13 protein-coding genes are annotated in these 14,721 nt (G+C 70.2%); all 13 read left to right on the top strand.

What is annotated here, in order from left to right:
* Positions 1-23 precede the first annotated feature (23 nt).
* The 13 genes from MJ607_RS09065 (at position 24) to ftsZ (ending at position 14,720) form a co-directional block, all read left to right on the top strand.
* Complete coding sequence (locus MJ607_RS09065; RefSeq protein ID WP_243075235.1) at positions 24-389, top strand: DUF3040 domain-containing protein; 366 nt, start codon at positions 24-26, stop codon at positions 387-389.
* 183 nt (positions 390-572) lie between these two features.
* A complete protein-coding gene (gene mraZ, locus MJ607_RS09060; protein WP_243075234.1) occupies positions 573-1,004 on the top strand; it encodes a division/cell wall cluster transcriptional repressor MraZ in 432 nt (143 codons plus the stop codon).
* A 99-nt stretch (positions 1,005-1,103) separates the two neighbouring features.
* Positions 1,104-2,057, top strand: a complete 954-nt coding sequence (gene rsmH, locus MJ607_RS09055) for a 16S rRNA (cytosine(1402)-N(4))-methyltransferase RsmH (RefSeq protein WP_243075233.1) — start codon at positions 1,104-1,106, stop codon at positions 2,055-2,057.
* Positions 2,054-2,650, top strand: a complete 597-nt coding sequence (locus MJ607_RS09050) for a hypothetical protein (RefSeq protein ID WP_243075232.1) — start codon at positions 2,054-2,056, stop codon at positions 2,648-2,650. Before rsmH ends, MJ607_RS09050 begins: the two co-directional genes overlap by 4 nt.
* Before the next feature lie 4 nt (positions 2,651-2,654).
* The gene (locus tag MJ607_RS09045) at positions 2,655-4,439 is read left to right on the top strand and encodes a penicillin-binding protein 2 (RefSeq protein WP_243075231.1); all 1,785 of its coding nucleotides are present in this window, start codon (positions 2,655-2,657) and stop codon (positions 4,437-4,439) included.
* 24 nt (positions 4,440-4,463) lie between these two features.
* Positions 4,464-5,879, top strand: a complete 1,416-nt coding sequence (gene murF / locus MJ607_RS09040) for a UDP-N-acetylmuramoyl-tripeptide--D-alanyl-D-alanine ligase (RefSeq protein ID WP_243075230.1) — start codon at positions 4,464-4,466, stop codon at positions 5,877-5,879.
* Complete coding sequence (gene mraY / locus MJ607_RS09035; RefSeq protein ID WP_243075229.1) at positions 5,876-6,985, top strand: phospho-N-acetylmuramoyl-pentapeptide-transferase; 1,110 nt, start codon at positions 5,876-5,878, stop codon at positions 6,983-6,985. The genes murF and mraY overlap by 4 nt, the downstream gene beginning before the upstream one ends.
* Positions 6,986-7,049: 64 nt before the next feature.
* Positions 7,050-8,600: a UDP-N-acetylmuramoyl-L-alanine--D-glutamate ligase gene (gene murD / locus MJ607_RS09030; RefSeq protein ID WP_243075228.1), complete on the top strand. Its 1,551-nt coding sequence runs from the start codon at positions 7,050-7,052 to the stop codon at positions 8,598-8,600.
* Positions 8,551-9,828 (top strand): putative lipid II flippase FtsW, encoded by a 1,278-nt coding sequence (gene ftsW, locus MJ607_RS09025; RefSeq protein ID WP_243075227.1) that lies wholly within the window; start codon positions 8,551-8,553, stop codon positions 9,826-9,828. Before murD ends, ftsW begins: the two co-directional genes overlap by 50 nt.
* The gene (locus MJ607_RS09020; protein ID WP_243075226.1) at positions 9,825-10,928 is read left to right on the top strand and encodes a glycosyltransferase; all 1,104 of its coding nucleotides are present in this window, start codon (positions 9,825-9,827) and stop codon (positions 10,926-10,928) included. Before ftsW ends, MJ607_RS09020 begins: the two co-directional genes overlap by 4 nt.
* Positions 10,929-11,003: 75 nt before the next feature.
* The gene (gene murC / locus MJ607_RS09015; RefSeq protein ID WP_243075225.1) at positions 11,004-12,410 is read left to right on the top strand and encodes a UDP-N-acetylmuramate--L-alanine ligase; all 1,407 of its coding nucleotides are present in this window, start codon (positions 11,004-11,006) and stop codon (positions 12,408-12,410) included.
* A 4-nt stretch (positions 12,411-12,414) separates the two neighbouring features.
* Positions 12,415-13,407, top strand: a complete 993-nt coding sequence (locus tag MJ607_RS09010) for an FtsQ-type POTRA domain-containing protein (RefSeq protein WP_243075224.1) — start codon at positions 12,415-12,417, stop codon at positions 13,405-13,407.
* Between the two features lie 173 nt (positions 13,408-13,580).
* Positions 13,581-14,720, top strand: coding sequence for a cell division protein FtsZ (gene ftsZ, locus MJ607_RS09005; RefSeq protein ID WP_243075223.1), 1,140 nt, complete (start codon positions 13,581-13,583; stop codon positions 14,718-14,720).
* The last annotated feature ends 1 nt before the right edge of the window (position 14,721 follow it).

Below are 14,721 nucleotides of genomic sequence, written 5' to 3'. Positions count from 1 at the left end.
TCTGGACCGCAAGAGGGGGATGAATGCCACTCTCCGAACAGGAGCAGCGACTGCTCGATGAGATGGAGCGCCATCTCATGCGCAACGACGCGGACGTCGTCAGCGCGCCGCGTGATGGTCGCACCCTGAGCTACCGCAACATCGTCTACGGCACGATTCTCGTGCTGCTGGGTCTGGGGGGCCTCATCATCGGCGTCTCGACCGATCTCGTCGTCGTCGGCGTGATCGCGTTCGTCGTGATGCTCGGCGGCGTCGTCCTCGCCGTGACCCCGACGCGCGGCCTCGGCCGCATCCCCGTCGACACCGACCAGCCCGCCAAGCCCCGGCAGTCCTCGTCGTTCATGGATCGCATGAACGATCGATGGGATCGCCGGCAGGAGGATCACTGATCATCCTCTGAGAACGACAACGAGCACCGACCTCCGGGTCGGTGCTTTTTTGTTGCCCGCGAATCCCGGCTGGGGGAGCCGCTGGAGCCCGGTGGTGGTGCGTGAGGGTTACAAAGTGGAGGGAAGTGGAGTAGCGTGGGCGCATAACCCGTCGGGGGCCGGACGAAGGGGGTGAGGTTGCCGATGCTTTTGGGCACGCACACTCCCAAGCTCGATGAGAAGGGCCGCGTCATCCTTCCCTCGAAGTTCCGGGACGATCTCGGCCCCGGCGTCGTGATCACCCGCGGGCAGGAGCGCTGCCTCTACGTCTTCAGCACGCAGGAGTTCGAGCGCGTGTACGAGCGGATCCGCGAGGCTCCGCTGACCAACAAGCAGGCGCGCGACTTCCAGCGCATGTTCCTCTCGGGAGCCAGCGCCGAGAAGCCCGACAGCCAGAACCGCGTCACGATCCCCCCGCACCTGCGCACCTACGCCGGCCTCGACCGCGACCTCGTCGTCACGGGCGTCGGGGCGCACGCCGAGATCTGGAACGCCGAGGCGTGGAACGCCTACGCGGACAGCAACGAAGACAGCTACTCGGAGATGGAGCAGGAGGTGATCCCGGGCCTGTTCTGAGCCCTCGGCCGTGACTCCCAGCCGCTCCCGCCCTGACGCACTTCCCCGGTGTCAGGTCAGAGCGGATGGGGATCAGGACCGAGGGACCGGCCCCACATCATGAACCTCCGCGACATCCACACACCCGTGCTGCTCGAGCGCTGCGTCGAGCTGCTCGCCCCCGCACTCGAGCGCGAGGGCGCCGTCTTCGTCGACGCGACGCTCGGCATGGGCGGGCACTCCGAGGCGCTGCTCGAGCGCTTCCCGCAGGCACGGCTCATCGGCCTCGACCGCGACCAGGACGCCCTGCGCATCGCGGGGGAGCGGCTCGCGCCGTTCGGCGACCGCGTGACGCTCGTCCACACGGTGTACGACGGCATCGTCGAGGCGGTCTCCTCCACTGGCCTCCACCACGTCGACGGCATCCTGTTCGACCTGGGTGTCTCGTCGCTGCAGCTCGACGTCGCCGACCGCGGCTTCGCGTACGCGCAGGACGCTCCGCTCGACATGCGCATGGACCAGTCGGCGGGCACGACCGCCGCCGATGTCCTCGCGACGTACAGCGAAGGGCAGCTGCGCCGCATCTTCGAGCGCTACGGCGAAGAGAAGCTCGCGGGGCGCTACGCGCGTGCCATCATCCAGGCGCGCGGCGAGGCGCCCATCGAGCGCTCGGGCCGACTCGTCGACATCCTGCAGAAGGCGACGCCTGCCGCGGTGTCGAAGCAGGGGCATCCCGCCAAGCGCGTCTTCCAGGCGCTGCGCATCGAAGTGAACCGCGAGCTGTCGGTGCTCGAGGATGCGATCCCCGCCGCGATGTCGCTCCTGCCGGTCGGCGGCCGCATCGTCGTGATGTCGTACCAGTCGCTCGAGGATCGCCTCGTCAAGCGGGTGTTCGCGGATGCCGTCGCCTCGACCGCCCCGAAGGGCCTGCCCGTCGAGCTTCCCGAGCACGCGCCGCGCTTCCGGCTGCTCGTCAAGGGCGCCGAGCTCGCGGACGAGGCCGAGATCGCCCGCAACCCGCGCGCGACGCCCGTGCGGCTCCGCGCCGCCGAGCGACTGAGGGAGCCGGTATGACCCTCGCAGCCTCGAGCTCTCTCGCGCCGGTCCGTCGCGAGAACCCGGTACGGCGGCTGCGGGCGCTCGCCGCGCCCGCCCGCCGTCGCCGTCCCAAGGTCCTCTACGCCGTCGTCGCGGTCGCGGGCGCCGTCGCGATCGGGGCGGCTCAGATGTCGCTGTCCGTGCTCACGACGCAGGGCTCGTACGAGATCGCGAAGCTCACGAGCCAGCAGCGCCACCTCGACTGGGACAAGCAGATCCTCTACGACGACGTCGCGGGGCTCAGCTCGCCGCAGTACCTCGCCGCCAACGCGGCTGCGCTCGGCATGGTCATCAACGAATCGCCCAGCTACCTGCGGCTCAGCGACGGCGCGATCCTCGGTGCGAGCCAGGCCGCGCTGGGCGCGTCCTCGGTCGACGCGATCGGTCGCGGCGCCGTCCCCAACGCGCTCATCACAGACACGCCTCTCGTGACCGACCCCGACGCGACGATCCAGGGCGTACCCCTGGAGGCCATACCGGTCGACGAGACGCCGGCCGACGGGACCACTCCCGTCGTCAACACTCCGCCACCCCTCACCGACGGACTCCCGACCCCGACGACACACTGAGATCATGACCACGAAAAGCACCCGCAGCCAGCGCCGCCGAACCGTGGTCGCCCTCGCCGTCGTCCTCGCCGTCCTCGCCGGATTCATCGTCCGCCTCGTCGACATCCAGGTCGTGAGCGCCCGCGAGCACATCGCGGACTCGCTCGCGACGGCGCTGGGCAGCTCGCGGCCGCTCTACGGCACACGTGGCTCCATCGTCGACGAGCAGGGGCAGACCCTCGCGGGCAGCATCCTGCTCTACGACGCGCAGCTCGACCCCTCGAACGTGCGCGACATCACGCGCGAGAAGTCCGACGGCACCAAGGAAGAGGTGACCTGGACCCAGATGGCCGGCGAGATAGGCGAGATCACGGGCCAGACGGCAGAAGAGGTGCAGCAGGTCGTCGACGATGCCGTCGCGGTGGATCCCGACTCGCAGTACGCGCCGCTCAAGCGCGGTCTGACGACGGAGCAGTACCGTGCCCTCGCCGCGCTCGGCATCCCGTTCCTCTACTTCGACGAGCACCCCGCCCGCACATATCCGGACGGCGCGGTGGCGGGCAACCTCGTCGGCTACATGGGCATCGACGGACAGGCGCTCGGCGGCCTCGAGCAGCGCGAGGACGACTGCCTCACCTCGACGAACGGCTCGATGTCGTACGAGAAGGGCAAGGACGGCGTCATCATCCCGGGCACGGCGGTCGAGAAGCCTGCGGTCGACGGTGGAACGCTGCAGCTCACGATCGACCGCGACCTGCAGTGGTACCTGCAGCAGCTCATCGCCGAGCAGACGCAGGACATGGGCGCGCTCTCCGGCACGATCACGGTCGTCGAGGCCAAGACCGGCAAGATCCGCGCGGCGGCGGACTACCCGACCGTCGACCCCAACGACGTCGACGCCTCCGACCCGAACGACCGCGGCAGCCGCATCTTCATCAACTCGTTCGAGCCCGGCTCGACCTTCAAGCCGCTCACCGCGGCGACCCTCATCGACGCGGGGGGACAGACGCCCACCTCGACCGTGACGGCATCGTCGAAGGAGTCGTTCCCCAACGGCGCGCGCGTAGGCGACGCCTTCCAGCACCCCGCGTACGTCTACACCCTCGCGGGGGTGCTCATCGACTCGTCCAACGTGGGCATCTCGAAGTTCGCCGAGCGCGTGAGCGCCCAGACGCGCTACGACTACCTCAAGAAGTTCGGCATCGGCGACGGCAGCGAGATCGACTTCTACGGGCAGCCCACGGGCTACCTGCCCACCCCCGACTCGTGGGACAACCAGAGCTACTACAACATCGCGTTCGGCCAGGGCGTCTCGACGACGATCCCCGAGCTCGTCGGCGCCTACCAGGCGATCGCGAACGACGGCCTCAAGATCCCGCTGTCGCTCATCGAGTCCTGCACGAAGTCCGACGGCACCGTCGTGAAGCCCGAGCAGGGAGCGTCGTCGCAGGTCGTCAAGCCCGAGACCGCCGTCGCCGTGCAGCAGATGATGGAGAACGTGGCCCTGCAGAGCACGCTCGCGCCGCAGATCGCCGTCGCCGGCTACAACGTCGCCGACAAGACGGGCACGGGTGAGAAGACCGACGGCAACGGGCGCTACAAGAGCGGCGTGTACTTCACGACGATGATCGGCTTCGCCCCCGCCGAGGACCCGCAGTACGTGGTCGCGGTCACCCTCGACGAGCCGACTCGGATAAAGTCGTCGGGTGCCAACGCCTCCGCATGGCAGAAGGCGATGACGCAGGTGCTCAAGTCCTACCGCGTCATGCCCTCGACGGTGGAGCCGACGCTGCTCGCCAAATTCGGCTGAGCGCGCCCGACCGGCCCGAAAACGATGATCGACCTCACACTCACTCAACTCGCACACGCCGTCTCGGGCGAGCTCCGGCTCGCGAACGGCGACACTCCCGACACGATCGTCTCGGGTGGCGTCGACACCGACTCCCGGCTCATCGAGCCGGGCGGCATCTTCGTCGCCAAGCCCGGTGAGGAGACCGACGGGCACCTCTTCGTCGACGCGGCCGTCGCCCGCGGCGCGGTCCTCGCGCTCGTGGAGCGGCCCGTCGAGGCCGCCGTCACGCAGATCCTCGTGCCGGACGTCGTCGCAGCCCTCGCCGACCTCGCCCGCGACGTCGTCGCCCGCGTCCGCGCGGGCGGGAGCCTGAAGGTCATCGGCATCACGGGATCCAACGGCAAGACGACGACCAAGAACCTCCTCGCGCGCATCCTCCAGGACGAGGGCGAGACGGTCTCTCCGCGCGCCTCGTTCAACAACGAGGTGGGCGCGCCGCTCACGATGCTGCGCGTCACGCACGCGACGCGCTTCCTCGTGAGCGAGTTCGGCGCGAGCGGTCCCGGTGAGATCGCGCGCCTCGCGGGCCTCGTCGATCCCGACGTCGGCATCGTGCTCATGGTGGGCATGGCGCACGCGGGCGGCTTCGGCGGCATCGAGGCGACCCTCGCCGCGAAGTCCGAGCTCGTCCGCGCGATCCGCCCCGGCGGACTCGCCGTCCTCAACGCCGACGACGCGCGCGTCGCGTCGATGGCGGGGATCGCAGGGGACCGGGATGCCGCTGTCCGCTGGTTCGGGCGCGGCGCGAGTGCGACGGACGTGCGCGCGGACGACGTCGAGCTGACGGCATCCGGAACCCGGTCCGTCGTGACCGCCGACGGGGTCAGCGCGACGCTGGATCTGCGCGTGCTCGGCGAGCACCACGTCACCAACGCCCTCGCTGCGATCGCGGCGGCCACGGCGCTGGGCGTGCCCCTCGAGGCGTGCATCGCCCGCCTCGAGACCGTCGAGCTCGCGGAGCGCTGGCGCATGCAGCCGCTCGGCTCCGACCGCGTCCGCATCATCAACGACGCCTACAACGCGAGCCCCGACTCGATGTCTGCGGCGCTGCGCACCCTCGCGCAGATCGTACGGCCCGGAGAGCGCACCGTCGCGGTCCTGGGCGCCATGAGCGAACTCGGCGAGTACGCCGAAGAGGAGCACGACCGCGTGGGCCTGCTCGCCGTGCGGCTCGGCATCCAGCGGATCGTCGTGGTCGGCGCGCCGGCGCGCCGGATGTTCCTCGAAGCGATCGCCCAGGGCTCGTGGGACGGCGAGGCCGTCTTCTTCCTGACGGCGGACGACGCGTTCGAGTACCTGCTCACCGAGCTGCGCGACGGCGACCGCGTGCTCGTGAAGTCGTCGAACTCGGCGGGCCTGCGGTTCCTCGGCGATCGTCTGGGAGAATCCTTCTCGTGAGATCACTCCTGACGGCGGCGGCGATCTCCCTCGCATTCACGCTCTTCCTGACACCGGTCTTCCTGCGGCTGTTCCGCAGGTGGGGCTGGGGCCAGATCATCCGCACGCCCGAGGACGGCAACATCCCGCCGCACGAGGCGAAGCGCGGAACGCCCACGATGGGCGGCGTCATCTTCATCTTCGGGACCCTCGTCGGCTACTTCATCGGCACGTACGCGGGCAACTTCCCGCCGACGATCTCGGGTCTGCTCGTGCTGTGGATGATGGTCGGCTTCGGCGTCGTCGGGTTCATCGACGATTACATGAAGGTGCACCGCCAGCGCAGCCTCGGCCTGACGGGCTGGCGCAAGGTGCTCGGGCAGGTCATCGTCATCGTGCCGTGGGCCATCGTGTCGCTCAACTTCGCCAACCCCGCGGGGCAGACGCCCGCATCGCCGTACGTATCGTTCTTCCGCGACATCCCGGTCCTCTCGTTCATGGCACTGGGGCTCATCGTCGGCTGGATCCTCTACATCCTGTGGGTCACTTTCATCGGCGTCGCGTGGTCGAACAGCACGAACGTCACGGACGGCCTCGACGGCCTCGCGGCCGGCTCGGGAATCTTCACGGTCGCCGCGATGAGCCTCATCACGTTCTGGCAGTTCCAGCAGCGCTGCGACTCGTCGGATCTCGTCGCGAGCTTCCAGACGGCGTGCTACGGCACGCGCGATCCGCTCGACCTCACGATCGTCGCGGCCGCCTTCGTCGGCGCGCTCGTCGGCTTCCTCTGGTGGAACGCGCCGAAGGCGCAGGTCTTCATGGGCGATGTCGGCTCGATGGCGATCGGCGGCGTCATCGCGGCGATGTCGATCCTCTCGCGCACCGAGATCCTCGCCGTCATCGTCGCGGGGGTCTTCATCATCGGCCCGGGATCGGTCATCCTGCAGCGCTGGTACTTCAAGCTCACGAAGGGCAAGCGCCTCTTCCTCATGAGCCCCTTCCACCATCACCTCGAGATGCGCGGATGGGCCGAGACGACGATCGTCGTGCGCATGTGGATCATCGCCGGGATGCTCGCCGTCACGGGCGTCGGGGCGTTCTACGTCGAATGGCTCGCACGCACGTGAGCGGGATCCGTCTTGACACGCTCACGAGCCGGCACAGGGCGCTGATCGAGGGGAAGGCGAACAGGTGACCCACGACCGCTTGAACACTCTGACGAGCTGGCACGCGGACTGGAAGGGCCTGCGCGTCGCGGTCCTCGGCATGTCGGTCACGGGCTTCTCGGTCGCCGACACGCTCGCCGAGCTCGGCGCCGACGTCCTCGTCGTCACGGAGCGCGCCGACGAGGAGTACGAGCGACTGCTCCCCGTCATCGGCGCCCGCCTCTGGACGGGGCCGCTCGACACGGTGCCGGCCGAGCTCGCCGACTTCGCCGCCGACGTCGTCATCGCCTCGCCGGGCTTCGCGCCGGGGCATCCCGTCATCGCATGGGCCCAGGAATCCGGCATCGCACTGTGGGGCGACATCGAGCTCGCGTGGCGCGTGCGCGACAAGGTCGTGCGGCCCGACGGCCGCCCGGCCGACTGGATCCTCATCACGGGAACGAACGGCAAGACGACGACGACGCGCCTGACGGCGACGATGCTCGTCGCGGGCGGTCTGCGCGCCGTGCCGGTCGGCAACATCGGCACGCCGATCCTCGACGCGGTGCGCGACCCGTCCGGCTTCGACGCGCTCGTCGTCGAGCTCTCGAGCCACCAGCTCTGGTATCTCGGACTGCAGACCGGACCCGACGCCGTCTCACCGCACGCGAGCGTGTGCCTCAACCTCGCCGACGACCACCTCGAGTGGCACGGCTCGGCGGACGCCTACCGCGATGCCAAGGCCCACGTGTACGACCTCACGCGCGTCGCCTGCGTCTACAACAAGGCCGACGAGGCGACGCGGCGCATGGTCGAGGACGCGGACGTCGTCGACGGCGCCCGCGCCATCGGCTTCGACCTCGGCGTGCCCGGCCCGAGCGACCTCGGCGTCGTCGACGGCATCCTGGTCGACCGCGCCTTCCTCGAGGACCGCCGCACGAGCGCACTCGAGCTCACGACGATCGACGATCTCGCGCAGGCGGGGCTCGCCGCGCCGCACATCGTCGCCAACATCTTGGCCGCGAGCGCCCTCGCCCGCTCGCTCGAGGTCCCGCCCGCCGCGATCCGCGAGGCGCTGCGCGACTTCCGCCTCGACCCGCACCGCATCGAGATCGTCGCGGTCGCGGGCGGTGTCACGTGGGTCGACGACTCGAAGGCCACGAACCCGCACGCCGCGGCATCCTCCCTCGCCGCCTACCCGGGCGCCGTCTGGATCGTCGGGGGACTCCTCAAGGGCGTCGACGTCGCCGATCTCGTCGCCGGACGAGGTGTGCACGCGAAGGCGGCTGTCGTGATCGGCCTCGAGCGCGAGGCGATCGTCGCGGCGTTCTCGCGACACGCGCCCCAGGTGCCCGTGTTCGAGGTCGTCCCCGATGAGACTGAAGAGGTCATGGCGCGGGTCGTCGAACTGGCTGCCGGGATCGCCCGTGACGGGGACGTCGTACTGCTCGCCCCCGCTGCGGCGTCCTTCGACCAGTTCTCGTCCTACGCCGACCGAGGCCGCAGGTTCGCGGACGCGGTGAAGGACAGGTTCGCGAGGGGGGCCGATGGCGAACACGACGGTCACGCCGACCCGACCGCAGTCGACCCTTCCTGAGCAGGCCGCCGAGACATCCGCCCGCCGGGGGCTCGCGGCTCGTGTCAATCTCGGCAAGGTCTTCGCGCCGGTCCCGAGCGAATTCCTCCTGATCGCCTCGACGGCGCTGCTGCTGACGGGCTTCGGTCTCGTCATGATCCTGTCGGCGACCTCCGCGACGGCGACGGCGGCGGGTCAGCCGCCGTACGAGGCGGTGCTCAAGCAGGCGCTCTTCGCGACGCTCGGAATCCCGCTCATGTTCGTCGCGAGCCGGCTGCCCGTCGCGTTCTGGAAGAAGATCGCGTGGCCCGCGCTCATCTTCGCGATCCTCTTCCAGCTGCTCGTCTTCGTGCCGGGCCTCGGCGTCGAGAACGCCGGCAACCGCAACTGGATCATGATCGCGGGCCTGCAGGCCCAGCCGTCCGAGTTCCTCAAGCTGACGCTCGCACTGTGGATCGGATACGTCCTCTTCCGCAAGCGGACGCTGCTCGGGTCGTGGTCGCACGTGCTCATCCCGCTCGTGCCCATGACGATCCTCGTGCTCGCGACAGTCATGGCGGGCAAGGACATGGGAACGGCGATGATCATCGCCCTCGCCGCCCTCGGCGCGCTGTTCTTCTCGGGCGTCAAGCTGCGGCTCTTCATCCTCCCGGCGCTGCTGGGCGTCGTCGGCGCCGTCGTGTTCGCGTGGACGAGCCCCGACCGCATGCGGCGAATCATGAGCTTCCTCAACACGGACTGCCTCTCGGACTACTTCGGCGACTGCTGGCAGCCGCTGCACGGCATCTGGGGGCTCGCAGGCGGCGGCATTCTGGGGCTCGGCCTCGGCAACTCGAAAGAGAAGTACGACTGGCTGCCGGCGGCCGCGAACGACTACATCTTCGCGATCGTCGGCGAGGAGCTCGGCCTGCTCGGCTGCATCGTCGTGCTCGGACTCTTCGCGCTCTTCGCGGTCGGTGCCTTCCACATCGTCCGCAAGACGGACGATCCCTTCGTCCGCATCGTCTCGGGTGCCATCACTGTCTGGATCGTGGGTCAGGCGCTCGTGAACATCGGCGTCGTCCTGCGCGTGTTCCCCGTGCTGGGCGTCCCGCTGCCGTTCATGTCGCAGGGCGGCACCTCGCTCCTGTCGGTGCTCCTCGCGTGCGGCGTGCTGCTCTCGTTCGCCCGGACGCTGCCCGCACCGGTGCGTGCGCGCACACCGCGGGAACGGATGCCGCGCACGCCGCGTGCGAAGATCTCCAGGTGACCAACCCGGACCACAGCCCGAGGCGCGCCCGCACTTACCTCCTCGCAGGAGGGGGCACGGCGGGTCACGTCAACCCGCTGCTCGCCGTCGCCGACGCCCTGCGCGAGCGCGAGCCGGACGCCGAGGTGCTCGTGCTCGGCACGCGCGAAGGCCTCGAGGCGCGGCTCGTCCCGCTGCGGGGCTACGAGCTGCTCTTCGTCGACAAGGTGCCCTTCCCGCGGCGGCCGAACCGGGCAGCGGCGGGGTTCCCCGCGCGCTTCCGCCGCGCCGTCGGACAGGTGCGCGAGCACCTCCGTGCGCGGCAGGTCGATGTCGTGGTGGGCTTCGGCGGCTACGCCTCGGCGCCGGCCTATGTCGCGGCGAGCCGTGCGCGCGTGCCGTACGTCGTGCACGAGGCCAACGCGCGCCCGGGCCTCGCGAACGTGCTCGGCGCACGTCGCGCGGCGCGATCGGGCGTCGCCTTCGCCGGCACTCCCCTCAAGAGGAGTCGAGTCGTCGGGATGCCGCTGCGTCGCGAGATCGTGACGCTCGACCGCGACGCGACCCGCGCCGAGGCGGCCGCGCACTTCGGTCTCGACACGGCGAAGCCCACGCTCCTCGTGTTCGGCGGATCGCTCGGTGCGCAGCGCCTCAACGACGCGTTCGGCGGCGCGTGGCGCGACATCCTCGGCGCCGGGTGGCAGCTCATCCACGTCACGGGTGAGAAGTCCGAGCTGCCCGACCCCGGCGCCGAGGGATATGCCGTGCTGCGCTATGTCGACCGGATGGACCTCGCGTTCGCGCTCGCCGACGCGATCGTCTCGCGTGCAGGAGCAGCGACGGTGAGCGAGATCAGCGCGCTCGGCATCCCGGCCGTCTACGTGCCGTACGCCGTCGGCAACGGCGAGCAGGCGCTCAACGCGGGCTCGGCGGTCCGCGCGGGGGCGGCGCTGCTCATCCCGGACGCGGAGTTCACGCCCGACCGGGTGCGCGGCGACGTCGTGCCGCTCCTGGGAGACGGGGCTCGGCTCACGGCGATGCGCGAGGCAGCGGCATCCGTCGGCACGCGCACGGGCACCGAGAACGTCGTCGCGATGATCGACGAGGCGCTCGGCGCCTGAGGCTTCGCCGGGAGGGTCGCGCGCGGGGCGCGCCGAGGCGGGCGTCGGCGGGGCCGAACGTAGACTTGTCGGGTCATGATCAGACCCGACCTGAGCCTTCCCATTCCCGAGAGCATCGAGGCCGCGCACTTCATCGGAATCGGCGGATCCGGCATGTCGGGTCTCGCCCGCATGTTCCTCGAGCGCGGCATCCGCGTCTCGGGCTCCGACCGCGCCGACAGCCCGGCGCTGCACGATCTCGCCGAGCGCGGAGCCACGGTCTTCGTCGGCCACGACGCCGCGAACCTGCCTGACGACGTCGACACCGTCATCCACACGGGGGCGATCTGGCCCGAGAACCCCGAGTTCCTCCTCGCGAAGGAGCGCGGACTCCACGTCATCCACCGCTCGCAGGCGCTGCACTGGCTCATCGGCGGCCGCCGGCTCGTCTCGGTCGCGGGCGCCCACGGCAAGACGACCTCGACGGGCATGATCGTGACGGCGCTGCAGGCGCTCGACGCGGATCCCACGTTCGTCAGCGGCGGTGTCGTCGCGCAGTTGGGCGTCTCGAGCGGAACGGGCTCGGACGAGCTCTTCGTCATCGAGGCCGACGAGTCCGACGGCACGTTCCTGCTCTACGACACGTCGATCGCGCTCATCACGAACGTCGACCCCGACCACCTCGACCACTGGGGCACCGACGACGCCTTCTACGAAGGATTCGCGACGTTCGCGAACGAGGCTCGGGAAGCCGTCGTGATCTCGGCGGACGACCCCGGCGCGCTGCGCGTCGCGGGGCTCCTCACGCACGCGAACGTGCTGACCTTCGGAACGGCGGATGCCGCAGACCTGCGCGTGACCGACATCCGCACCGACGGACCCGTGTCGTTCGCGGTCACCTACGAGGGCACGACAGTCGAGGGCCGCCTCCGCGTCCCCGGCGAGCACAACGCGATCAATGCCACGGGCGCCGTCGCGGTGCTCGTGACCCTCGGCTTCGCCCTCGAGGCGGCCGTCCGCGCCGTCGAGGGATTCCTCGGCACCGTCCGCCGGTTCGAGCTGCACGGCGTCGAGCGCGGCGTGAGCGTCTTCGACGACTACGCGCACCACCCGACCGAGGTCGCGGCGGCGCTGAGCGCCGCGCGCACCGTCGTGGGCGACGGGCGGCTCATCGCGCTCCACCAGCCGCACACCTACTCGCGCACGCAGCACATGTACCGCGAATTCGCCGAGGTCCTCGAGGGCCTCGCCGACCACACGGTCGTCCTCGACGTGTACGGCGCGCGCGAAGACCCCGTGCCGGGCGTCACGGGCGAGCTCGTGAGCGGCGCGTTCGGCGACCCCGACCACGTCCACTACGTCGCGGACTGGCAGGCGGCCGCCGACTACACGGCATCCGTCGCGCGCGACGGCGACTACGTCATCACCCTCGGCTGCGGCAACGTGAACCTCATCATCCCGCAGGTGCTCGACGCGCTCGCGCGGACGGCTCCGGGGGAGTAGCCGGATGCGTCGGCCCACCCCGCTCCCGCCGACGGCGAGGCCCGCCGGCGGCGAGGCCGTGGAGGAGCCGCCCGTCGTCCACGACGACGCCCCCGGTGCACCCGACGAAGTCGACGCCGAACGCCGTCCCGTCGGCCCGGACGGCACCGAGCCCGCGCTGGCACCCGTCATCCCGCTGGCGACGGCGGAAGACGCGTCCGAAGCAGACGAGACGCCCGAAGCGCCCGCGCCGCCCGTCCAGCTCAGCGACGTGTGGCGAGCTGCCCGCGCGCGCCGCAAGGCGCTCCGCGCCGAGGTGCGCCGGTTCACCGTCCGCCAGCGACGGCGACGGATGCTGTGGCTCGGGGCGGCGGCATCCGTCCTGCTCCTCGTCCTCATGACGCTCGCTGCCGCGTACAGCCCCCTCTTCGGCGTCGAGCGGATCACGGTCGTCGGCGCGTCGCTGCTCGACGCGCAGGAGGTCGAGGCCGCGCTCTCCGACCAGGTCGGCACGCCGCTCCCGCTCGTCGACGAGAGCGCGGTCAAGGCGGCGCTCATCGCCTTCCCGCTCGTGCAGTCGTACTCCCTCGAGGCCAGGCCGCCGCACGAGCTCGTCGTCCGGATCGTCGAGCGCCTGCCGATCGGCCTCGTCCAGTCCCGCGCCGGCTACACGCTCGTCGATGCCGCGGGCGTCGCGCTCTCGACGACCGAGACGCCGTCGGCGGGGACTCCGCTGCTGACGATCGCGGGAGGCACGGACTCGCCCGCCTTCGTCGCCGTCGGTCAGGTCATGCGCACGCTGCCCGCCTCGATCCGCGATCAGGTCACGGCTATCTCGGCGAGCACCGCCGACGACGTGACCCTCACCCTCGGCGGCGTGAACTGCGATGTCGTGTGGGGGAGCGCGGAGGATTCCGCGATGAAGGCGCTCGTCCTCGAGAAGACGATGGCCCAGCGGCCGCCGTCGACCGTGAGCGCGTACGACGTCTCGTCGCCGCACGCCGTCGTCGTGCGCTGACCGTCCGGTTGCGACGGATCTTTCATCGGGATGTCGCGACACGCCCACGCCGCTCCGCGCGCGTTGCGCGCCGCCGCATACCTTCGAGATCAGGAAATGCATACCGGGAAATTCTTTACACCTCTAGTTGAGGTTGAAGGTTTCGGGGTTCGCGGAACAGACGGAGGCCGGGCATGAGCCAGAACCAGAACTACCTCGCCGTGATCAAGGTCGTCGGTGTCGGCGGCGGCGGCGTCAATGCGGTCAACCGCATGATCGACCTCGGCCTGCGCGGCGTCGAGTTCATCGCGATCAACACCGACGCGCAGGCGCTGCTCATGAGCGACGCCGACGTCAAGCTCGACGTGGGCCGCGAGCTCACGCGGGGCCTCGGCGCAGGCGCCGACCCCGAGGTCGGGCGTCGGGCCGCGGAGGACCACGCGGAAGAGATCGAAGAGGCGCTGCGCGGCGCCGACATGGTCTTCGTCACGGCGGGCGAGGGCGGTGGAACCGGCACGGGCGGTGCTCCCGTCGTCGCCAAGATCGCGAAGTCGATCGGCGCCCTCACGATCGGTGTCGTCACCAAGCCCTTCTCGTTCGAGGGTCGCCGCCGGCAGCAGCAGGCTGAGACGGGCGTCGCGAAGCTCAAGGAAGAGGTCGACACCCTCATCGTGGTGCCGAACGACCGGCTCCTCGAGATCAGCGACCGCGGCATCTCGATGATCGAGGCTTTCGCTACGGCCGACCAGGTGCTCCTCGCCGGTGTGCAGGGCATCACAGACCTCATCACGACCCCGGGTCTGATCAACCTCGACTTCGCCGACGTCAAGTCGGTCATGCAGGGTGCCGGATCCGCGCTCATGGGCATCGGCTCGGCGCGCGGAGCCGATCGGGCGATCAAGGCGGCCGAGCTCGCCGTCGAGTCGCCGCTTCTCGAGGCCTCGATCGAGGGCGCGCACGGCGTGCTGCTGTCGATCCAGGGCGGGTCGAACCTCGGCATCTTCGAGATCAACGACGCGGCGCAGCTCGTCAAAGAGGCGGCGCACCCCGAGGCGAACATCATCTTCGGAACCGTCATCGACGACACCCTCGGCGACGAGGTGCGCGTCACCGTCATCGCGGCGGGCTTCGACGGCGGCGAACCGCAGGCGCGCCTCGAGCCCATCGTGGCGGCGCGTGTCGCTCCGGCCGCCCCTGCGCTGCCGGCGACCTCTGCAGAGGACGTCGCGAAGGACTTCGAGCGCGAGCCCGTGTCGGTCAGCGTCTCGAGCGACTCCGGCTACGACTCGGCGTTCGGGGACGACGACCTCGACATCCCCGACTTCCTGAAGTAAC

The organism is Microbacterium sp. SS28, assembly GCF_022761035.1.
Taxonomy (GTDB): Bacteria; Actinomycetota; Actinomycetes; order Actinomycetales; family Microbacteriaceae; genus Microbacterium.
This window is presented reverse-complemented; position numbering and strand designations above follow the sequence as displayed.

What these genes read in the sequence shown, in the direction of transcription:
- MJ607_RS09065 (WP_243075235.1), top strand. Translation starts at nt 24, where the DNA reads ATGCCACTCTCCGAACAGGAGCAGCGACTGCTCGATGAGATGGAGCGC.
- mraZ (WP_243075234.1), top strand. Translation starts at nt 573, where the DNA reads ATGCTTTTGGGCACGCACACTCCCAAGCTCGATGAGAAGGGCCGCGTC.
- rsmH (WP_243075233.1), top strand. Translation starts at nt 1,104, where the DNA reads ATGAACCTCCGCGACATCCACACACCCGTGCTGCTCGAGCGCTGCGTC.
- MJ607_RS09050 (WP_243075232.1), top strand. Translation starts at nt 2,054, where the DNA reads ATGACCCTCGCAGCCTCGAGCTCTCTCGCGCCGGTCCGTCGCGAGAAC.
- MJ607_RS09045 (WP_243075231.1), top strand. Translation starts at nt 2,655, where the DNA reads ATGACCACGAAAAGCACCCGCAGCCAGCGCCGCCGAACCGTGGTCGCC.
- murF (WP_243075230.1), top strand. Translation starts at nt 4,464, where the DNA reads ATGATCGACCTCACACTCACTCAACTCGCACACGCCGTCTCGGGCGAG.
- ftsW (WP_243075227.1), top strand. Translation starts at nt 8,551, where the DNA reads ATGGCGAACACGACGGTCACGCCGACCCGACCGCAGTCGACCCTTCCT.
- murC (WP_243075225.1), top strand. Translation starts at nt 11,004, where the DNA reads ATGATCAGACCCGACCTGAGCCTTCCCATTCCCGAGAGCATCGAGGCC.
- MJ607_RS09010 (WP_243075224.1), top strand. Translation starts at nt 12,415, where the DNA reads ATGCGTCGGCCCACCCCGCTCCCGCCGACGGCGAGGCCCGCCGGCGGC.
- ftsZ (WP_243075223.1), top strand. Translation starts at nt 13,581, where the DNA reads ATGAGCCAGAACCAGAACTACCTCGCCGTGATCAAGGTCGTCGGTGTC.